Here is a 20,390-nt window from a genome sequence, read left to right on the forward strand (position 1 = left end):
GTTGAACTGACGAGCGCTTTTTTAAAGGCGCTCGTCAGTTCCGGTGCTTGACCGGATCACGTTCCACCTACAGAACGGACAGGATGATCCAGAGCCTTACTGTCATCCTGCTTTACCTCGTGTCGTTGCCGCTTTTTGCGCTCACTCTGGCGCGGCAACCTCATAAAGATCTTCCGCCCTGGGCTATCTGCCTCTCGTTAGTTGCAACCGAGACATCCACATTGACGATCGTCAGTGTTCCTGGCGTTGCATACCTGCACGGATATGTTTTTCTGGGGCTGGCAGTCGGGTATCTGCTCGGACGCGTGGCTGTTGCCTGGTGGTTTTTGCCTCTGCATGAGCGGGGGGCGACATCCATCTATCGGTATGTCGGTCAGCGGTTCGGAACGCGTCTTCAGAAGCTGGTGTCTGGCACCTTCCTGCTAACCCGCCTTCTTGCCGAAGGTGTGCGTTTGTACGCCGGCATGATTCCGGTTTCCCTTTTGTGTGCGAGTATCGGCTATCCCATTCCGGATATTGTCCTGCTCATGGGGATTGTCATTCTCACGCTGGCTTACACGCTGGCGGGCGGTCTGAAAGCTGTCGTCTGGTCCGACACGCTTCAATTGCTTCTTTATCTCGGCGGCAGTGTCGCGTGTGGGGTCGTGCTGTTCAGCCGCTCAGGGACTGATATTTTTCATGTAGCTCCCATGTTTACCGCGGGATTGCCAGCCTTCACGAATCCTTTTTCCGTAGCCGGAGCTGTTGTCGGCGGCGCAATTCTTTCCCTTGCCTCACACGGTACAGACCAACTCATGCTTCAGCGTTGCCTCGCCGCAAAGACGCTCAAAGGCGCGCGGGCAGCGATGATTGGAAGTGTGTTCGTCGTGGCGTTGCTGTTCGCCCTGCTCTCATTTGTTGGGGTGGGGTTGAGAGCACTTTGGCCTGATTATCATGGTGCTCCAGATGCACTCTTCCCGCAGTTTGTTCTGACATTGCCCCCTATTCTGCGCGGACTGCTCGTAGCTGGCATTCTGGCTGCGACAATGGGATCTCTTTCCAGCGCCATGAATTCAATGGCAGCCGCGACAAAAAGCGATTTTTTTCCGAAGAAGACGCTGTCCCTGCGGACGGCGACCTGTTTCTGGGCCGTTCTGCTTGTTGTGACCGCGCTGTCTTTCTCTCACCCGACTGGCTCTGCCGTCGTATTCGGGCTTTCAATCGCATCTTACAGCTATGGTGCGACGCTTGGGGTGTTTTTGCTGGCTATTGTCGGACATTCACGAAATGAGGCAAATGGGATTGCCGGTTTTCTGACGGCCGTTGTTGTTTTGGTCGGTCTGGCGATGGTCAGGATTGGAGGTCATCCCATCGCCTTCCCTTGGCTGGTGCCCGGAGGCGTTCTGGCGACTTTTGCGGGAGCTAGAGTTTTCTCACAGCTGCGGCGGATGGGCTTCCAGAAATAAGGCCATTGCTTTCTGAGCCATGGCAGCATCCTTGCCCAGCTCGATGAGCGCAGGAATCTGCGATGGCTGCCTGACGAGAGAGGACAACAATCCGCCAAGATGGATGGCGCCATCCTTGAGGCCATCCCGTGCAGCTGGCGGTAAGTTTCGTGATGAATCGTCGCAGACGACACGAAGGACGGCAAACGGCTTGCCGGTTCTGGCTATTGCGCCGCTTTCCATATCGACAGCGATGCAGCCCGTGGCCTTGTAGAGACGGGATTTTTCTTCCGCGGTTTCGATGAGGCTGTCGCTATGAAGAATGCGTCCTTGGCGGGCATGCTCTGCTCCGAACTGCCTGCTCAGACCCGCATCGGCCTCATAACTTGTACCAGTCATGACAACATGATCCGCCACGATGATCGTGCCCGGTTTTACGCTGGTTGACAGTCCGCCAGCGCAGCCGAAGGATAGCAGACGTGTTGCCCCAGCGCGCAGAAGCCTCTCGGCTCCAGCCACAGCGCCTGATGCTGTAGCGTTGCTCAAAGCAATCGGTGCGTCCGGCAGGAAGCGGCGAATGATGCGCGCTTCCTGCTTCATTCCCACTAGAATGCCGAGCATCAGAAACCGTATTCCACGCGACCGGTGTTGCTGGTTCCCAGATTGCGGTAACGCGACAGAGCCTGAAGCGGGAAGAACTGCTTGTAGCCGTGATAGCGGAGGTAAAATACCTTCGGGAAGCCAACAGCGTTATAGGCGTCTTCCTGCCATTCGCCGTTATCATCCTGCTTTGATGTCAGGAAGTTGATGCCACGCTTGACGGCTTCACTATCACGGCGGCCCACAGCCATCAGCGCGAGAACAGCCCAGGCGGTCTGTGACGGCAGGCTCTCCTTGTATGTGCCTGGAGGCGCGCCTTCATAGGTTGCGCAATCTTCGCCCCATCCGCCATCTGCACGCTGAACGTCTTCCAGCCATGTGACGGCGCGCTTCACCATCGGATCATCATAGGAGATGCCCGCAATGTTCAGGGCGCAGAGAACAGACCAAGTGCCGTAGATATAGTTCGTGCCCCAGCGACCGAACCAGCAGCCTTCTTTTTCCTGCTCTTTGCGAAGGTAATCCAGTGCCTTGTCGATGACTGGCCGGTCTTCCGGATGGCCAAGCTGACACAGGAAAGAAATGCACCGTGCGGACACATCGGCAGTTGGTGGGTCCAGAAGCGCGCCATGATCCGAGAACGGAATATGGTTCAGCATTTCGAGATCATTATCGATGTCGAACGCGCCCCACCCACCATTGGTGCTTTGCATTCCAATGATCCATTCCCGTGCGCGTTCAATGGCTTCACGGTTCTCTTCAGGATCAACACGATGCAGAAGCATACCGACAACAGCCGTGTCATCCACATCCGGGTAGTAATCGTTTTCGTACTGGAAAGCCCAACCACCCGGACGTAGATTGGGCGCGTTGACTGCCCAGTCTCCTTTGACATCCAGGATCTGGCGGTCCCGTAGCCATTCAGCACTTTTCTTGAGCTTCGCGATGGTTTCGTCCCGTTTGGTGGGATGAGCACCGGATGCCGCTTCCATCATGGCAAGCCCTGACAGTCCTGTATCCCACACAGGTGAGACGCAGGGCTGGCAGTAAATTTCGTCTTCTTTTTGAACAAGAAGGTCCTGAATGGACTCCCATGCCGTGACCACGCGCGGATCGCTGTCGGGAACGCCAAGCGCGCGATACATCATGACCACGTTGGCCATGGCAGGGTAAATCGCCCCAAGGCCGCCACGACTCAGGCGTGGTTCGATAAAGCTGATGGCAGCCTTGATGGCCTTCTCATGGATGCGGTTAGGGATGAGCGGCAGGACAGGCCGAAGCGCAGAGTCCAGATGTTTGAAAGCCCGTCCCCAGATTGAGCGGTATGGGCCTCGGATCCAGTCCTTGACCAGCTCAGGTGGTTTGACGAACAGTTCCTGAATATGAATGCCACGCGGATTGATGGCAGTAGGCTTCATGGCCCCCACTGCCAGCATCGGCGCCAGCACACATCGTGACCAGTACGACATGTTCCAGACTGAGAAGAACGCCTTCCGCGGGAGCAGCATGAGCTCGACCGGCATGACAGGCGTGGCATCCCAGGGCACTTCACCATACAGGGCAAGCTGGATGCGTGTGAACACATTGGACCGGGCGGCCCCGCCGTGGTCCAGGATGGCTTCGCGGGCGCGACGCATATGTGGCGCGTCTATACTGTCCCCGATGGCCTTGAGCGCGAAGTAAGCTTTTACACTTGCGGACAAGTCAAAGCCGCCACCAAAATAAAGCGGCCAACCCCCATGTTCGCCCTGGATACGGCGGAGATAAACGCCGATCTTGTCCTGCTTTTCCTGATCAATACGATCAAGATAATGCTCTAGCAGAACATATTCGGCAGGAATGGTCGCGTCTGCCTCAAGTTCAAAAACCCAGTGTCCGTCGTCTTTCTGGCGATTGCCCAGAGCGGCGTGGGCCCCCTCAATGGCACGGTTGACGTTTTCGGCGTCGACAGGCTTGTGGGAAAGGGTCTCGCTCACACGGTCCTCCTTTTCATCAGGATAGATCAGCATTGTTCAGGTCTCACGGGACATGCAGCCCTCATTATCGGGAGTTGTGTTACAGCCATGGTTTGGAGAGCACTCATCACGTTTCCGTGTTTTTCACCGCAGAACGGAAACCCAGAGCGCTGACAGCTGCCAGCCCGGATTGAATGGCCCCTTCGATTGTTGAGGGAAGCCCCGTATCCGTCCAGTCTCCCGCCAGCGCCATATTGGCGGTGTCTGTTTTCGCTTTGGGGCGACGGCGGTTTTGCTCTGGTGTCGCGGCGAATGTTGCGCGTTTTTCCCGTAGCAGCCGAGCAGGTGGCATCGCGACCGGGAGTGGCTGAGGCAGGATAGGATCAAGAGCGCGTCGGATTTCAGACCAGATGGTGGCGAGCATCTCGTTGCTGTCCCGATCTGCGTAGCGATTAGCGGCGCTGACCGTGACGGAAAGGACGTCGCCTTTCAGAAAGATCCACTCCGAAATACCACCCACGAGACCTACAAAACCTGCCTGAGCGACGACGCCCCTCGCCTCTACGGGCGCAGCAAGTTTGAAATGCGCGTTTGCAATGCTCTCGAACGCGTCTGGCACAACCAATTCTGGCAACAGGTTCTGGGTGACCGGAGCGGGTGTAGCGACAATGACGTGGTCTTCCGGTCCAAGCTCAATGCGGCCTTCCGTCGTCTCAATGGCAGTCGCGCGACCATTCTCTCTGATGATGGTACTAACACGGACGCCCGTGCGGACCGTCGCATGATACCGGTTCAGGTATGAAATCGCTGGGTCGACCAGTGTTTCAGAGAGGCCAATTTTTGGGAACCAGGGGCAGCAGGCCATACCGCCTTGTGCCAGAGACTTCCGGATGACGTTTCCCAACAACAGTGCACTACCAGTGTGCAGGTCTGTGTTCAGAACCGAAATGGCGAAAGGCTCCAGGAGGCGTCGGCTCAACTGACCGGGTTTTAGGCATTCTTCCACAACGGTCGTGTCACCAGCCTTCAGGAAACGCCCGAGGGATGCCAGTTCGGAAAGCTTCATGCCTGGAACGCGGCGACCGCCAGGTAATGCCCAGAATGGGACTTTTCCTTTTGAAAGGCGTAGGGTCCAAGCCAGATCTTCTGCCAGATCATAGTAAGGAAAGATTGGAATGCCGGGGCCTGCCAGTGTGTGACGGGCGCCGAGAATATCCAGATACCGGAATGTCAGGCCGTTGGCCGACAGCAGCAGGTGGTTGCCGTTGTCGATCAGGGTATCGAGCGTGCGGTCATGAAAAGAGCGTGCGCGTCCGCCACAGGCAGGGCCTGCTTCATAGATCGTGACCTGGGCCTGGGCGGCAAGTTCTACGGCAGCAGACAGGCCGGACAGGCCTCCGCCAATAATATGAACGTGGCTCATCGGGCTTACTTCACGTATGCCGCCAGAGCGCGGACTGCCCTCCAGCCCTTACTGACTTTCGGAGAAAGCTCTGGATTTTTCCATCCACGCTTTTCGAGTGCGTTCAGGACTGGCTCATAAGACGCTGCCATCATGCGTGCTGGACGCATGGCGGTGCTGTCGCATTCTTTCATTGCGCGGCGCGCTTCTCGGAAATGATCATGAGCGCGGCGGCTCAGGATACGTGCCACATCATCCAGGCCGTGTGCGTATAGAGCTTCTTTTGGATTGGTGGGTACGTTGAAGCGTTCCAGCAGTTCTGACGGAAGGTACAGCCGGTCCCGTGTTGCATCTTCAGCAATGTCGCGCAGAATGTTGGTAAGCTGAAGGGCCCGCCCCAGATGTTTGGACACACGGTCAGCCGCAGAGGAAGAGTCCCCGAAGGCACGAACCGAGAGGCGACCTACGGCTGACGCAACGCGATCGCAGTACAGATCCAAGGTTTTCTCGTCAGGTGCAACAATCGGGGCACCGCAGTCCATGGCCATCCCGTCAATAACAGCGTGAAAATCCTTGGCTTGGAGCTGGAACCGGAAAATTGCTGCCACAAGAACACGATCGAGTGCGTCCTGCGTTTCCCCCTGATACAGGCGGTCTATACGTTCATGCCATTCCTGCAGGGCCTGTGCGGGGTCAGCGACGTTTGTGTCACCATCCGCAATGTCGTCGACCTGCCGGCAGAACGCATAGATTGCAAACATGGCCTGCCGTCTTGCAGCCGGTAAGACCTTCATACCTCTGGCAAAAGACGTCCCGGAGGCTGTGACAATGTGCGCAACATGGTCAAGATCGGCCTGCGCGCAGGGAAGACCAGAAAAAGCACGCGCCCTGCTGAAAACCATGTCTGTCACCTGTTCTGTTTCAGAAATTCTGCGTTCTAGCCCCAAACCGGGATGTCACAAAGCCGACACGAACGGAATGGGTTGCCATACGTTTGTATGATGCCAAATGGCAACACTCTGCCCAAAGGAGTATCCGATGAATTTCCGTTTGTCTCTGATCCTTCTGTCCTGCCTGACTGCGGGTTCAGTAGCCCATGCAGAATCGTCGACAGCCACCGCCCATGCTGATCACCTGCTGAACGCATCCCATTCCTGGAACGGAGTAACCTACACGCCGTATTCCACATCTCAGCCAGAACTGAGTATGATCCGGCTCACCATTCCGCCTCACACGGCCCTGCCCTGGCACGTCCATCCATTTCCAAACGCTGGTTATGTCCTGCAGGGAACGCTGAAAATTGAAGACCGTGAGAGTGGCAAAACCAGAACCTTTCATCAGGGCGAGGCCTTTGCGGAGTCAGTGAATGATGTGCATCGTGGTGTGTCAGGAGATGTCCCGACCGTTCTTCTGCTGACCTATGCGGGCGTTGAGGGGAAGCCGACCTCTATCCCCGTGGATAAACAGAAACCGGAATACTGAAATCCGATTTCATTTCGGGCTTTGACAGACAGATCGTTTCGTTTCTAGTATGTTTTCAGACACACTAGGAGCGTGAGCCGAGCATGACCGACTGCCTGTCCCCTGAAGCAAAAGACGATCTTCTCTCACGCGGTTATTCCCGTCGTAGTCTGGGCCGCGTGGCTGCACTGATGAGTGCAGGCATGGCAGTTCGGTCCCTTGTTGGGCGTGCGGAGGCTTCCCCCCTCACCGCGCTGCCGCCCGGTGATGTCACCAAGATGGTCCGCATCGGCAGCAATGAATGCTGGACAGGTCCTTTTCCAGCCGCTGCCAAAGCGGGTGCCGCTGCCGTTTTCGAGGGAAACCGGTATGATCCGAGCGGCCATACCCGCGAAGATCTGATCCGCACAGCCGCCAAGATCGACAACGTCCCAGAAAATTGCATTCTGCCATGGGGCGGCTCGTCTGACCCGCTCTGTCGTACGATCGTGACGTTCTGTTCCCCGACGCGTGGTCTGGTTACAGCTGACCCAAGCTACGAAGCCGGATGGGTGGCTTCTGAGTGGCTCAAGATTCCGCTGGCCAAGGTGCCGCTGGACGCATCGAACGGTTATAAGACCGATGTGAAGGCGATGCTGAAGGCTAATCCGAATGCCGGCGTCTACTACATCTGCTCACCGAACAATCCGACCGGCACCATCACCCCGCTGGAAGATATTCGCTGGCTCGTTGCGAACAAGCCGAAAGACTCCATTGTTCTGGTTGATGAAGCCTACATCCATTTCTCTGACGCCCCGAGTGCCGTTTCGCTCGTTGCTGAAGGACGCGATGTAGTGGTTCTGCGGACCTTCTCGAAGATGTTCGCAATGGCTGGCCTGCGACTTGGCTTCAGCATGGCTCCTCCGGCCCTGCATGAGAAGATGATGCGCTATGATGGCGTGAACCAGACTCACATGCTGCCGATCCCTGCGGTCATTTGCGGTACGAAGAGCCTGACCATGGCGTCGGATATTGCGGCACGCCGTCGTGAGATGGATGCGGCACGCGCCATGACCTATGAGCACCTCCAGAAGAAGGGCATCAGCTTCATTCCTTCTGATGCGAATATGTTCGTTATTGACTGGAAGCGCCCTGCTGCACCGATCAAGGATGCTTTCCTGAAGGAAAACATTATCATTGGTCGCTCCTGGCCGATCTGGCCGAATGCCTCCCGTATTACGGTTGGCTCCATGAGCGACATGAAAAAGTTCTGTGCAGCGCTCGACCGTATTATCGGCTGATGTGCCTGAGGGAAGGCCTGAGGCCTTCCCTCATCTTAGTTAGTTCGACGGAAAGTAGCGCATAGCCAGAAGCAATGCCTTTACGCCGTCTGATTTCGTAAGGGACACACGTTCTGCGACAGGGTCCTGACGCCTTAGTTTGCGCGTCAGAATATGCGACAGCTCTACGATAACAGCAGCTTCAAGCCGCATCCGGCGATCCTTGATCAGCATCGGTAGTCCGCGGGCTTCGCGATTCAGCGTGTCTACGCCATCCAGCATTCTATCAAAAACGCGGCGCAGACCTGGTTTGCTTCGAACAAGCCGAAGATCGTCGATCGTAACGCCTTCTTCTTCGAGCCAGGGAAGCGGGATGTAGCATCGATCCAGCGTTTTCAGATCTTCAGACGCATCTTGAAGATGGTTGATGACCTGCAACGCGGAGCATAGAGCGTCTGATGGCGCTAGGGTCTCCTGCCCTTCTGCGTGCAGCAGCAGAAGAAAGCGTCCAACCGGGTTGGCCGAATACCGGCAGTAATGCAGGAGTTCCTGCCAGCTCTCATAGCGTGTCTTTTCTGCATCCATACAGAATGCTTCAAGAAGATCCGTTGCCGTCTCAAGCGGAACGCCTGTTTTGAGGAGCACCTCTCTTAATTTTACGGCTGTCTGTGCATCTGCTCTTTGAGGCGCCTGGATTTCTCCGCGAATGACGGCAGCCATCCCTTTCAGCCGCGCAATTTTCTGCTGCGGCGTCAGGTCGGGAGTGTCCACCATGTCATCGGCGACGCGGGCGAAATTGTAATATGTGTGAACATATGGGCGCAGGCGCCGTGAAATCAGTAGAGAGCCGACGGGGAAATTTTCGTCAGTTTTGCCTTTGGCGGAGGTGACGTCTTTCGTCCCCCAGATGTCTTCTGTCACGATGCCTCATCCGTATAGGAACGATTTTTCCAGCGTACGCCGACGCCTCTATGGTGGTCTATGGCAGAACCAACGGTGGCAGCCATATAAAAAGCCGCAACGAATGGCAGCGGTAATGCCCGCCATAGTGGAAGACCGAACCGCTTCAAAGTTGGCAGAAAGGTTGCGCAAGACACGAGATAGGTCAGAAGTCCGACTTTCCTCGTACGCCCCTTGCCAAAAAGTGCCAGACCGACAGGGAGAAGCCAGATCAGCGTCATTCCCAGAATGGTCGCCAGCAACAGCAAGGGAGACTGGCGAAGCTGGACGTAAGCTGTCCGGGCAATCATTTCCCAGATGTCTTTGGCTCCGCGATAGGGACGAACTGACCATGCAAGTTCGCTATGCCCCAGATAGAGCCGGCCACCCGATCGTTTGACATGCGCTGCGAGCGTGCAGTCATCAATCAGTGCGCCCCGGATGGCTTCGATGCCACCGATCCTCTCCAGAGCGCGTCGACGGAGAAGGATTGTTCCCCCTGCTGCTCCTGCAATGCGCGACCGTTCACTGGCCGTCCATGCAAACGGATAGAGCATGGCGAAGAAATAGACGAAAGCCGGAACAAGAAACCGCTCGGCTGAACTTTCGCAGTTAAGGGCAACCATCTCTGAAACCATGTCGAGATCGTCTTCACGCGCCTTGGCCAGAAGGGTGGCCAAGTGCTGGGGCGCATGCATGATGTCGGCATCGGTAAACAGAATATAGCCGTAAGGCCCAATATGGTTCAGGGCCTTTTGGGCGCCCTGGTTAACTGCCCACAGCTTGCCACTCCATCCGGGTGGTCGTGGGGCACCAGTGAGAACAATAAGCCGGTTATGAGGATCGGGAACGGCGCGTGCCAGATCTCCCGTTCCGTCCGTGCTGTTGTCATCTACGAGAATGACAGAAAGTTTGCCGTCGTAGTCCTGCTGCAGAAGAGATGTCAGGCACGACTGGATAGACTCAGCTTCGTCACGCGCCGGCACCACGATTGCAACATCCGGGGCGCACGGGGGCGACGAACCTGCTTTGAGAGTTGGGCCACCCTGCCAGAATTTTCCATGGAAGAGTGAAAGATAAATCCAAGCCCCAAGACTGGTAAGTGCGCTTCCAAACAGCATTATTTCATACGTCCATGCAGGCGGAACCATGAAATCGCATCCGCGATCGCATCCCGTGCAGGGCGCGGCGCATAGCCCAGTTCTCGTTGAGCCTTGAGCGATGAGAAGAACATGAGCTTCCGGGACATGGCGAGTGTTTCACGTGTCACGCGGGGCTCAATCCCGAATCCTCGTGCGAGCCATTCAGAGACGACCGCGACTGGATAGAGCCAGGATTGCTTGAGCTTGACCCGAGGCGGCTTGACGCAGGCAATTTCGCTGGTGAGCCTGAAGAGATCTCCCAGCATCATGTTCTCGCCACCGAGAATATATTTTTCGCCAATTTTTCCGCGTTCCAGAGCCAGAACATGGCCTTCTGCGACATCGTCCACGTGAACGATGTTCAATCCGGTCTCGACGTATGCCGGCATCCGGCCGGAGGCGCAGTCAAGAATCATCTGCCCCGTGGGGGTTGGCTTGATATCGCGCGGACCAATTGGCGTTGACGGATTGACGATAATCGCTGGCAGACCTTTTTCCCGGACCAGCTTCAGCACTTCCTGTTCCGCACGATACTTGGACAGTTTGTACGTGCCGATGACACTGCTTTCTGTGACGTATGTTTCCTCGTCAGCAGGTGTGCCGTCTTTGCTTAGGCCAAGCGCTGCTACGGAAGAGCAGTAAACGATCTTTTCTACCCCGGCCTCAAGGGCTGCGAGCATCAGGTTCCGTGTGCCGTCCACGTTCGCTTTCATCATGACTGAAGGGTCCGGGACCCAGAGTCGGTAGTCGGCGGCGACGTGAAAAAGGATCTTCACACCTTTGAGAGCGGCAGGAAGGGTCGTCGGATCAGACAGATCCCCGATGGCAAGTTCCGCGTCGAGCTCTGCAATGTTGGAACGGTCCGAGTTTTCCCGAACGAACAAACGCAGGCGGTGCCCACGTTCCCGGAGTACGCGGGCAACAGCAGAACCAACGAACCCGGTAGCCCCTGTAACGAGTGTGACATCGTTCATGGTGGCAATCTTCTCCTCGGCTCATCAGCAACAGGTTGAAATTTTTCGGCTACCATACTGCCGGTGGCTTTCGGGGGAAAGCGTCTGCAAGGCTGGAATATTGCAGAGCTGTGGGTTAGAGCGTGTTGCGAACGGTATGTGACGAAGACGTTGAAAAAAACTCTCCCTATTATTCTCTCCCTTCTGGGTGTGGCTCTTTTCACATTCATTGCCGCCAAGGCAGGCATCCAGCCAGTCATGGAAGCTCTTGGAAAAGTTGGCGTCGGAGGTTTCTTGCTTCTGGTGCTGATCCAGCTTGTTCTGGATGTCGGTCTCGGCCTCGCCTGGAAGGCAGCCGTACCGCAGATCGGTCTGGCACGATTGACCGGCGCACGATTTGTCCGCGATGCAGCCGGTGCCTGCCTTCCCTTTTCCCAGCTAGGGGGAATGGTTCTCGGCGTTCGAGCAACCCTGGCCGGGCATCAAGCTCGGGACGTTGATGGTGAAGACCTTCACTGGCCAGAAGGTGTGGCGGCCAATCTGGTCGACATCACAACAGAGGTTTTGGGGCAGATCGCCTTCATTCTTGTTGCGATTCTCTGCCTCGTTGGTCATCAGGGAGCCGCGCGGTTTATTTGGCCTCTGATGGGTGGCATGGTGCTGCTCTCTCTGGGCATTGCCGGTTTCATCTGGACCCAGCACCGCGGCGGATCGATGGTACGCAAGGCCGCCATGTTCTTCGGGCGTCATATCGCCTCTGACTGGCGAGAGAGCCTGATCGGCAATACAGACATCTTTCAGGCGCGGCTGGAATCGCTGTGGGGCCGCCCGGATCGCATTATGCTGGGCGCGATCGTCCATTTCAGTTGCTGGGTTGGTGGTGCAGCCGCCACATGGACGGCTCTGGAGCTGTTAGGCGCTCACATCGGGTTTTTGTCTGCTCTCGCCATTGAAGGCGTGGTGTGCGGGATCATGTCAGCAGGCTTCCTTGTTCCGGCGGCACTTGGTGTACAGGAAGCCGCCTATGTGGCGCTTGGCCTGATCTTCGGAATAGACTCACAGATCTCCCTCAGCCTGTCTCTGCTCCGCCGTGGGCGTGATATCCTGATCGGCATTCCCGTTCTTCTTGGATGGCAGGCTGTAGAGATGAATCGTCTTCGCAAAGAACGGGCTACTCTTGCCGGCGCTCCTGAAGACACCGTTACGTCGGTCCTGAAAAAGGCCAGAACGTCTGCGATGGCTGGGTCTGTGGGGAAAGACGGATCCTCTCATCAAAAAGTTGAAAAAGAGGACGACGCCGCTTTCGCAACCGCGCCGCGCGTTCTGTGATGCCCCTTTTCCGTTCTCTGGCAGTTATTGGGCCCGGTTTGATCGGTTCCTCTGTCCTGCGGCGGGGGAAAGAAATGGGCACGCTAGCGGATACGCTGATCGCGGCTGATATTAATCCTGCCGTTCTTGATCGCGTCCGCGAGCTTGGATTTGCAGACGTTGTTACAGACGATATGGCGTTGGCAGCACAGGCTGACTGCGTGATGATCTGTGTTCCCGTCGGTGCAGTAGAAGCGACAGCGCGCGCTATTCTGCCTCACATGCGACCGGGAGCAATCCTCACGGATGTTGCATCTGTACGTGGAAAACTCGGTCCTACGATACAGGCTCTCCTGCCTGCGGGTGTAGATTATGTTCCGGGTCACCCTATGGCTGGAACCGAGCACTCAGGGCCTGATGCTGGTTTTGCGACGCTTTTTGAGAACCGCTGGTCGCTGCTCGTGCCGCCAGAGGGCGCAAATGAGCTTGCTATAGGAAAGATCCAGAAGCTGTGGGAGCTTTGTGGCGCTCGCACAAAAATTCTTCCTGATGACAAGCATGACCGTATCTGCGCCATGGTGAGTCACCTTCCCCATCTGCTGGCTTTTACGATCTGCGATACGGCGGATAATCTTTCCGAAGAAATCCGCGCAGCCGTTCTCGATTATGCCGCATCGGGTTTTCGTGATTTCACACGTATCGCGGCTTCTGATCCCGTCATGTGGCGAGACATCTTCATCGCTAACAAGGACGTCTTGTTAGAGACGCTGGATCGTTTTGTTGCGGATGCCCAGGGTATGGCACAGGCGATACGTGAAGGGGATGAGGAAGCGATTACGAGCCGGATTGAACGAGGTCGAGCAATCCGGCGGACACTGATCGAAAATCGACAGGCTTGATATTTTCCCTTCCTGAAAAATAGCAGGAAGGGAAAATGTTTTAAAATCAGGCTGTTGTGATCCGAAGCGTATTTGTGCTTCCAGCCACGCCGTAAGGAAGCCCCGCCAGAACGATAACGTGGTCGCCGCTGCGACAAAGCTTCATGGACAGTGCCATGGCAGCCGTCGGAGCAGCCAGTTCCTCAATGCTCTGAGCAATGTGCTCTTTCTCTACGACCTGAGGGAAGACACCCCACACAACACAGAGACGGCGAGCCACCTCCTGATGAGGTGTGACGGCCAGGATCGGGCAGTGAGGACGCTCACGAGCCATGCGCAGGGCGCCACCACCGCCTTGTGTCCGAACGCCAATGGTCCGGGCATTCAGCGCGGTGCTAACCTGCCAGGCGGCCTGAACAATCGCGTCCTGAACCGTTCCTTCCGGCTTCGGGCGGGAGCGGTCCATGCGCAGACGCCATTCGACGTCCTGCTCAACACGAGACGCAATGCGCGCCATGATGGACACTGCTTCGATCGGATATTTACCAGCAGCACTTTCAGCCGAGAGCATCACAGCATCGGCGCCATCATAGACAGCGTTGGATACGTCGGAAACTTCGGCGCGTGTTGGCGTTGGGCTTTCGATCATGCTTTCCAGCATCTGCGTCGCCACGATAACCGGACGGCACTGACGACGCGCTTCAGCAATGGCGCGCTTCTGTGCGACTGGAACTTCTTCCGGAGGCAGTTCAACACCAAGATCGCCACGCGCCACCATGATCGCGTCTGAAAGACGAACGATCCGCTCCAGGTCATCCATTGCCTGTGGCTTTTCGAGCTTCGTCACAATTGCTGCGCGGCCCTTGGCAATATTGCGTGCTTCTTCGACGTCTTCCGGGCGCTGTACGAAAGAGAGCGCAATGAAATCCACACCCAGAGAAAGCGCGAAGTCAAAGTCCTTGCGATCTTTCTCGGTCAAAGCCGGAATAGGAAGCGTCACGTCAGGGACATTTACGCCCTTGCGTTCAGACAGCTTGCCGCCAATGACAACTTCCGTTTCCAGAGCACCTTCAATGACGTTGACAACGCGCAGCTTGAGCTTGCCGTCATCGAGCAGGAGGTGGCTGCCTGGCTTGGCGGCAGAAATGATTTCTGGGTGTGGCAGGCAGACGCGGTCTACCGTGCCGGGTGTTCTGTCCAGATCCAAACGGAACGGCTTTCCTTCTTCGAGGATAACCGGACCATTTTCGAAAACACCTACGCGCAGTTTCGGCCCTTGAAGATCGGCAAGAATGGCGAGTGGTCGACCAACTTTCGCTTCTGCTGCCCGGATCGCCGCATGACGCTCGCCGTGGTCTTCATGGGCGCCGTGGGAGAAGTTGAGACGGAAGACATTTACCCCTGCTTCAGCCAGAGCAAAGATCATCTCAGGCGAGGACGATGCCGGGCCAAGAGTTGCGACGATCCGCGTACGGCGATGATGGGAGCTGGATGTCATGTGTTGGCGTCCTCGCAAGAAAAATCAGTTGGATTGAATCGTCTCTCCTGGGAGAAGTCCCCAGAACAGACGACGTGGCAGCCATCCCTCGTAGCCTTTGACGACCACGTGGCACCATTGAGAACTTTGTGGGCAGGCTTTGATGTTGCCCACGGTTCCCGGCTGGAGGACAGCAACCACGCTACTGTCTTCCTCCGGATGGCTCATGAGGAGAACATCACTTTTATGCGCGCGGGCTTCATCCTGCGTCTCGACGTGACCCAGAACGCGTGCATCTGCGCGGCCAATGTGGTCTCCGTCCTTGGCGGAAGCCTCTCCCGTCTGAGCTTTCACGCCTTCAGGCGGCAAGCCCGGAATGACGAAAGTTCGGCTGCCGTACAGCGTTGCCTGATGGACCCATCCCTTCTGGCCGTCGGAGTCTTCGACAAGTCGCCAGACATCGAATTCACGCTCAATCTGAACAGGGAGACCACGGCGATGATAAACCCAGTCGATGGGATAGCGATCGCCCGGGCCACGCCGCATATAGACCTTGTCTGCACGCAGGGCTGCGTATCTGGGGAGAGGCAGCCCTGTGTTGCTCCCTTTATCGGTCGGGTCCGTGGGCGGAACATCTGGCGTTGCCGCTGCGGTTGCAGGCTGGCTCGCGGCCGCAGCGGCTGCTGCCGCCCCGCCTCCGGCCGCCGCTACAGGCGCGATATGCTTGCCCGAACCGTGATGCGATGCGTGATGAGTCGTTTTGACGGCCCCTGCACTATCATTTTTGGCTTTTGCCGATTTCTTTTTCGCATGGGCCGTCTTGGCAGCGGCAGTGGCGTCGGCTTTAGCCGTGTGCTCATGCTTGTGATGGCGCGCTTCTGCGGGGTGAATGGCCAGCAAAGCTGTGCCAGTCGTGACAGCCAGCAGAAACTGACGGCAGCGCAGTGTTCGGGACAGAGGGGTGACAAGCGTTCTCATGACCGCATCCCTGCCAAGGGTGAAGGGTTTCGGCAAGTCACCAAATCACAAAACTTCCGAATTGTCCGTATGTGGAAACTCATAGTGCTGTGATCGGGCGGTCTCCCGCCTGCTCCAGAAAGGTTACGATACCCCGGACAGAAACGGTTTCGACAAGGGCATCTGGTTTGAGGCCGGCGAGAGCCAAACCTGTTTCACATGCCATCAGTGTCACATCGAATTCGATCAAGGCGTCCCGCAACTCACGGAAACCCGGCACACCACGAGCGGCGAGTTCATCATCAGGAATAATGCCTGCGAGACCTGACCAGTCTTTCGCCAGTGCGTGAACACTTTTGCCGCCAGCAAAAATTGTAACTGCACGCCCCAGGGAGAGCATTCCAGCAGCGACGATAAAAGCATAGTGCGCGCGTTGCCAGGAATCGTCTGCCAGCGTCAGAAAAACAGGAGGTTTCACGCCGGTGTGCTTTCGTTGTCGGTGTGGACTGGACAGGAGGGATCCCGGGCCAGAGCAAAACTCCGCATGGTTGCGCCTAGAGCATCCCAGATCATGAGGCGTGTTTCATTCCGCCCTTCAAGCTGCATAAGCTCCCGCATTACTTCAACAGCCATCAAACTCCCCATGACGCCTGTTGCCGCACCGAGCACTCCAGATTGGCCACATGTCGGGGCCTCGGTCTGGGCGGCTTCGGGGAAGAGGCAGCGATAGCAGGGGCCGCCAGTCTGAGGTCTGAAAACGGCCAATTGCCCGGAAAATCCCTGAACGGCGCCAGAGACAAGTGTTCGGCCATATTTTACGCAGGCATCTGAGACAGCAAGGCGTGTCTCAAAATTGTCAGTGCCGTCGCAAATGAGGTCGTAGTGCGGAACAAGCTCGTCCAGCGTCTCTGCTGTTGCACGGGTGCAGTACGCCGTGACGCGAGATAACGGATTGAGCGCTGCAAGCCGTTCTGCGCCAGCTTCAGCTTTAGGGCGACCAATGTCCTGTGTTGTGTAGAGAACCTGACGCTGAAGGTTGCTCAGCTCCAGATGATCGTGATCCATCAGGCCAATATGCCCGACACCCGAGGCGGCCAGTTGCTGCGCCAGAGGAGCCCCTAGCCCTCCTGCCCCAACAATCAGGACCGAGGCCTGCCTGACCCGAGCCTGCCCCGTGGCGCCTACCTGCGGAAGCAGAATATGACGGGAATATCTCTCAAGTTCGGCATCAGAAAAATCAAGGTTCATCAGTACAAGATAATTGCTGACTTTTCAGACGGAAAGACGTTAGATTCACGGATGTCCACCTTCCCCTGATTTTCAGGGCCTGTGCGGAGGCTTGAGCGTGAAAAATTCTTTCTGGAAAATATCATACCGAGCCCGACAGGGACTGGGTGTTACAGCCGGTGCGGTGCTGGCAGCTTACGCTGTTTCTCCGTTTCTGGCGCTGTGGGACATAGACCGTGCCATGAAGGGCAACAATCCCGCCAGATTGATTCCGCATGTGGACTGGAGTTCCCTGACGCATTCTCTCAAGGAGCAGTTCAGACCGCCCGTCCCTGCGTCAGACGATGATCTTCCGGATTTTGGGAGTTCATTTGCGGGCAATGCCATATCGAATGCCATCGATACAGAGCTTTCTCCCACGACCCTCATGTCAACGGCGCATCAACTGATGCCAGCAGGTTCTTCCGGTTATTCTTCGGGAGGGGGCTGGCCAGTGCTTGGTGGCCTGCATGCTCATTTCGTAAGCCTGAACAAATTTGAGGCACAAGTTGACCAGCCCGGGCAGACGCCGTTCGTTCTGCACATGAAGTTCGAGCACTGGGGCTGGAAAATCACGCGATTTGAATTACCGCAGTCTGCCCCTCGGCCCTAAATAAGGGCTGTTCAGGCCGGAGGAAGATCTTCCTCAAGAACTGTGATGTGAATGGCGTATGAGACTTCGCCTTCATCTTCGTCACGATGAACCGTGCCGATAACTTCGCCTGAAACGGCGAGTTCAACACTCATTCCCTTACGTGCAGGCTTAACGACTGCGAGCTTCGGCGATCCCAGAAGACGCTGCAGCGTCGTTTGAAGGCGTGTCACTTCGGAAAGGGTCATATCGGCCATGAGTGGCACTCCTGTGTTTGGCAAGGTCTTGCCCTGTAGCTCATCGTTACCCTTAAAGGAACCCGTCTCCCCTACCCTGAATGGGTTTCGTGTTGTAGAAATCGGGCTCTTTCTATTTTGCCCTGTCCATTCGGTCCTGTCCGGATTGGTTTAGGGCAGTCCATCCTGACCCCGCGCAAAGGAGACAGAATGCGCCCCTTCCTCTTCCGTACACTCGGAGCTCTCGCCACAACGGCAGCTCTTTCCGGATGCGGTTATTTTGATTCCCGTAACGCTCATAAGGCCCAGTTCGAGATGGTCGGCATGACCGGCTACGATCTCCAGGCCTGCGCTGGTCTCCCGGGAAGCACGAAGAAGCTGAACGATACGACAGAGATCTGGCAGTATGATGGTACGCAGAGCACACCTACCATTTCTTCTGATTCAGGTCTGATTCCTGCACAGTCCATTATCAGCATTTATCAGTCTGCTTTTGGCGGCGGCGGCACAACTTGCCGTATGGTCCTTCGACTGGACCATGATCGTGTTTCCGAAGTGCATTATACGGGAAATGACGACGAATATATCGGCACTGACGGTATATGCTCCATCATCACCCGTGGCTGTGCCCGCCAGAGAGAGTCGACGATGCATCGCGTAAATGCAGGTCCATTCGGTCCGGTCTCGGCCTTCCACCCACCGGCAACACCGGCACAGAGCACCTCGGCCACATACTCCGACCAGTCCGGAAAATATGTGCCGAAATTCACCGATGACAAAACACAGTCGGTTATTCAGCCAGCCAAGTAAGAACGAAAAAGCCGGGATTTATCCCGGCTTTTTTTTATGGGCAGTTGATCAGATATTTCATTTTACGAACGGCTGGACCGAGACCATCGAAAACAGCCTGGCTGATCAGGAAATGCCCAATATTCAGCTCAGCTAGTCCTGGAAGTTTGGCTACAGACGTCACGTTGTCATAAGTCAGACCGTGACCGGCATGGAGTTCAAGTCCGCAGTCTGTGACGATTCCGGCAGCATGCTGAAGGCGCTCAAGTTCTCCAGGCTTGTTGTGGGCATAAGCGCCTGTGTGAAGCTCCACAACCGCTGCGCCAAGCTCCGCCGAAGCTTCGATCTGGCGCTGATCCGGATCAATGAACAGAGAGACCCGGATACCCGCGTCTTTCAGGCGCGCAATCCGCGGGGCCAGCACTTCGCGATGGCCTGCGACGTCCAGACCGCCTTCTGTCGTCACTTCCGTACGTTTTTCCGGAACCAGACAGCATGCGTGCGGCTTCAACAGGCAAGCGATCCGAACCATTTCCTGCGTTGCTGCCATCTCGAAATTCAACGGTGCTGCGAGTGCTTTGAGGCGCGGCATGTCTGCATCACGGATGTGTCGACGATCTTCCCGAAGATGCGCTGTAATGCCGTCTCCTCCCCATTTAAGGGCAAGCTTTGCGGCTTCTACAGGGTCTGGGTATGCATCGCCGCGGGCGTTTCGCAGGGTGGCAACATGATCGATATTAACACCAAGACGAATCATCGGTTGTCTCCCTTTTTATGACGGGACATGGAATCTGCCAGTCTGAGTGCTGCGAGAAGGCTGGATGGATCAACCTGACTGTCTGAACGTCCTACCGGGCCCGCAATATCGAAGGCAGTGCCGTGATCTGGAGACGTCCTGATAATCGGCAAGCCAATGGTGACGTTCACGCCCTCAGCCATATCAAGCGTTTTCAGGGGAATAAGCGCCTGATCATGATACATACAGATCGCTGCGTCATAGCCCGGCCTCGCTGTTGCGCTGAACATTGTGTCTGGTGGGAACGGACCCATTACGGTCAGTCCTTGGGACTTCAATATGGCTATAGCTGGGCCGATGATGGTTTTTTCTTCCGTGCCCATCATGCCCTCTTCGCCAGCATGGGGGTTTAGGCCAGCGATCGCCAGGCGCGGCTGAGTGATACCAAAGTCACTCTGTAAAGCCTTGTGCGTGGCGAGCGTGACCGCAACAATCCGCTCGGTGGTCAGGCTCTCGATTGCCTGGCGCAGAGACACATGGATCGTCACAGGCACAACCCTCAGATGAGGGGATGCCAGCATCATGACTTCCTGCCCATCGCAATGACAGAGCGCTGCCAGAAATTCTGTGTGCCCAGGAAAGGAAAATCCTGCTGAGGCCAGAATATGCTTGGCAATCGGGTTGGTCGTGAGGCCTGCCGCCTGCCCGCTCTGAACATATCGTACGGCCTGTTCAATGCTCGCAATGACTGCGGCGGCATTTCGTGAATCCGGCTTTCCAGGGACGACGGGAGCCAAACATTCAACTGGTACAACAGGCAAGGCATCGGAAAACACGTCTTGAGCATCTTCCGGCCTTTCAATCAGCTTGAAGGGTATCGCGTCGTTGAGAAGCGCTGGGTCACCAAGCCAGAAGAAAGTTGGCCCCGTTTCTCGCAGGGCCGTCCAAGCCAGGGCGGCCAGCTCCGGCCCTATCCCAGCCGGATCACCGAGGGTCAGGGCAATCGGAGCGTTCAT

The 20,390-nt window shown here is 56.4% G+C and carries 21 protein-coding genes; 7 read left to right on the forward strand and 14 right to left on the reverse strand.

All coding sequences use genetic code 11. From position 1 onward, the window contains the following. Window positions 1-83: 83 nt before the first annotated feature. Window positions 84-1,445: a sodium:solute symporter gene (locus R5H23_RS02180; protein ID WP_317214167.1), complete on the forward strand. Its 1,362-nt coding sequence runs from the start codon at window positions 84-86 to the stop codon at window positions 1,443-1,445. On the opposite strand, the gene R5H23_RS02185 is transcribed toward R5H23_RS02180, so the two are convergent. The 4 genes from R5H23_RS02185 to hpnD all read right to left on the reverse strand — a co-directional run bounded on the left by R5H23_RS02185 (window position 1,413) and on the right by hpnD (window position 6,283). Then, window positions 1,413-2,045, reverse strand: coding sequence for a hypothetical protein (locus tag R5H23_RS02185; protein WP_317214168.1), 633 nt, complete (start codon window positions 2,043-2,045; stop codon window positions 1,413-1,415). The two genes, R5H23_RS02180 and R5H23_RS02185, sit on opposite strands and share 33 nt — an antisense overlap. Beyond that, window positions 2,045-4,033 (reverse strand): squalene--hopene cyclase, encoded by a 1,989-nt coding sequence (shc, locus tag R5H23_RS02190; RefSeq protein ID WP_317214169.1) that lies wholly within the window; start codon window positions 4,031-4,033, stop codon window positions 2,045-2,047. Before shc ends, R5H23_RS02185 begins: the two co-directional genes overlap by 1 nt. Window positions 4,034-4,106: 73 nt before the next feature. Continuing rightward, on the reverse strand, window positions 4,107-5,402 hold the full coding sequence (gene hpnE / locus R5H23_RS02195; RefSeq protein WP_317214170.1) for a hydroxysqualene dehydroxylase HpnE: 1,296 nt from the start codon (window positions 5,400-5,402) through the stop codon (window positions 4,107-4,109). 5 nt (window positions 5,403-5,407) lie between these two features. Next, window positions 5,408-6,283 (reverse strand): presqualene diphosphate synthase HpnD, encoded by an 876-nt coding sequence (hpnD, locus tag R5H23_RS02200; protein WP_317214171.1) that lies wholly within the window; start codon window positions 6,281-6,283, stop codon window positions 5,408-5,410. 136 nt (window positions 6,284-6,419) lie between these two features. Here hpnD and R5H23_RS02205 point away from each other — a divergent pair, with 136 nt between their 5' ends. Both R5H23_RS02205 and R5H23_RS02210 read left to right on the forward strand, forming a co-directional pair. Beyond that, a complete protein-coding gene (locus tag R5H23_RS02205; protein ID WP_064272913.1) occupies window positions 6,420-6,863 on the forward strand; it encodes a cupin domain-containing protein in 444 nt (147 codons plus the stop codon). Window positions 6,864-6,946: 83 nt separating this feature from the next. Beyond that, window positions 6,947-8,122 (forward strand): pyridoxal phosphate-dependent aminotransferase, encoded by a 1,176-nt coding sequence (locus tag R5H23_RS02210; protein ID WP_099212663.1) that lies wholly within the window; start codon window positions 6,947-6,949, stop codon window positions 8,120-8,122. 39 nt (window positions 8,123-8,161) lie between these two features. Here R5H23_RS02210 and hpnC read toward each other — a convergent pair whose 3' ends face one another. The 3 genes from hpnC to hpnA are packed head-to-tail and all read right to left on the reverse strand — an operon-like array spanning window position 8,162 to window position 11,156. After that, window positions 8,162-9,022: a squalene synthase HpnC gene (gene hpnC, locus R5H23_RS02215; protein WP_317214172.1), complete on the reverse strand. Its 861-nt coding sequence runs from the start codon at window positions 9,020-9,022 to the stop codon at window positions 8,162-8,164. Beyond that, the gene (locus R5H23_RS02220; RefSeq protein WP_086633216.1) at window positions 9,019-10,161 is read right to left on the reverse strand and encodes a glycosyltransferase; all 1,143 of its coding nucleotides are present in this window, start codon (window positions 10,159-10,161) and stop codon (window positions 9,019-9,021) included. The genes hpnC and R5H23_RS02220 overlap by 4 nt, the downstream gene beginning before the upstream one ends. Beyond that, the gene (hpnA, locus tag R5H23_RS02225; RefSeq protein WP_046901689.1) at window positions 10,161-11,156 is read right to left on the reverse strand and encodes a hopanoid-associated sugar epimerase; all 996 of its coding nucleotides are present in this window, start codon (window positions 11,154-11,156) and stop codon (window positions 10,161-10,163) included. Before hpnA ends, R5H23_RS02220 begins: the two co-directional genes overlap by 1 nt. A 138-nt stretch (window positions 11,157-11,294) precedes the next feature. Here hpnA and R5H23_RS02230 point away from each other — a divergent pair, with 138 nt between their 5' ends. Continuing rightward, window positions 11,295-12,464 carry a lysylphosphatidylglycerol synthase domain-containing protein gene (locus R5H23_RS02230; protein WP_317214173.1) on the forward strand — a complete coding sequence of 390 codons (1,170 nt, stop codon included), beginning with the start codon at window positions 11,295-11,297 and terminating at the stop codon, window positions 12,462-12,464. After that, window positions 12,464-13,342 (forward strand): prephenate dehydrogenase/arogenate dehydrogenase family protein, encoded by an 879-nt coding sequence (locus R5H23_RS02235; RefSeq protein ID WP_317214174.1) that lies wholly within the window; start codon window positions 12,464-12,466, stop codon window positions 13,340-13,342. The genes R5H23_RS02230 and R5H23_RS02235 overlap by 1 nt, the downstream gene beginning before the upstream one ends. Window positions 13,343-13,388: 46 nt before the next feature. Here R5H23_RS02235 and pyk read toward each other — a convergent pair whose 3' ends face one another. The 4 genes from pyk to R5H23_RS02255 form a co-directional block, all read right to left on the reverse strand. Then, complete coding sequence (gene pyk / locus R5H23_RS02240) at window positions 13,389-14,819, reverse strand: pyruvate kinase (RefSeq protein ID WP_086633219.1); 1,431 nt, start codon at window positions 14,817-14,819, stop codon at window positions 13,389-13,391. Window positions 14,820-14,843: 24 nt separating this feature from the next. Beyond that, complete coding sequence (locus R5H23_RS02245; RefSeq protein WP_317214175.1) at window positions 14,844-15,776, reverse strand: SH3 domain-containing protein; 933 nt, start codon at window positions 15,774-15,776, stop codon at window positions 14,844-14,846. A 79-nt stretch (window positions 15,777-15,855) separates the two neighbouring features. Next, entirely contained in the window at window positions 15,856-16,233 is a 378-nt protein-coding gene (locus R5H23_RS02250) for a DsrE family protein (protein ID WP_317214176.1), read from the reverse strand. After that, entirely contained in the window at window positions 16,230-17,003 is a 774-nt protein-coding gene (locus R5H23_RS02255; protein WP_317214177.1) for a HesA/MoeB/ThiF family protein, read from the reverse strand. Before R5H23_RS02255 ends, R5H23_RS02250 begins: the two co-directional genes overlap by 4 nt. A 97-nt stretch (window positions 17,004-17,100) precedes the next feature. Here R5H23_RS02255 and R5H23_RS02260 point away from each other — a divergent pair, with 97 nt between their 5' ends. Then, a complete protein-coding gene (locus R5H23_RS02260) occupies window positions 17,101-17,634 on the forward strand; it encodes a DUF2939 domain-containing protein (protein ID WP_215767408.1) in 534 nt (177 codons plus the stop codon). 11 nt (window positions 17,635-17,645) lie between these two features. Here R5H23_RS02260 and R5H23_RS02265 read toward each other — a convergent pair whose 3' ends face one another. After that, window positions 17,646-17,870 (reverse strand): DUF3126 family protein, encoded by a 225-nt coding sequence (locus tag R5H23_RS02265; protein ID WP_046901696.1) that lies wholly within the window; start codon window positions 17,868-17,870, stop codon window positions 17,646-17,648. A gap of 189 nt (window positions 17,871-18,059) precedes the next feature. Between R5H23_RS02265 and R5H23_RS02270 the strand changes: the two genes are divergently transcribed. After that, on the forward strand, window positions 18,060-18,659 hold the full coding sequence (locus R5H23_RS02270; protein ID WP_046901697.1) for a hypothetical protein: 600 nt from the start codon (window positions 18,060-18,062) through the stop codon (window positions 18,657-18,659). A 34-nt stretch (window positions 18,660-18,693) separates the two neighbouring features. On the opposite strand, the gene R5H23_RS02275 is transcribed toward R5H23_RS02270, so the two are convergent. Together R5H23_RS02275 and pdxA are read right to left on the reverse strand one after the other, a co-directional pair. Continuing rightward, entirely contained in the window at window positions 18,694-19,395 is a 702-nt protein-coding gene (locus tag R5H23_RS02275; protein ID WP_317214178.1) for a pyridoxine 5'-phosphate synthase, read from the reverse strand. Next, complete coding sequence (gene pdxA / locus R5H23_RS02280; RefSeq protein WP_317214179.1) at window positions 19,392-20,390, reverse strand: 4-hydroxythreonine-4-phosphate dehydrogenase PdxA; 999 nt, start codon at window positions 20,388-20,390, stop codon at window positions 19,392-19,394. The genes R5H23_RS02275 and pdxA overlap by 4 nt, the downstream gene beginning before the upstream one ends.

This window comes from Gluconobacter sp. GP1 (assembly GCF_032913585.1).
Classification (GTDB): domain Bacteria; phylum Pseudomonadota; class Alphaproteobacteria; order Acetobacterales; family Acetobacteraceae; genus Gluconobacter; species Gluconobacter cerinus.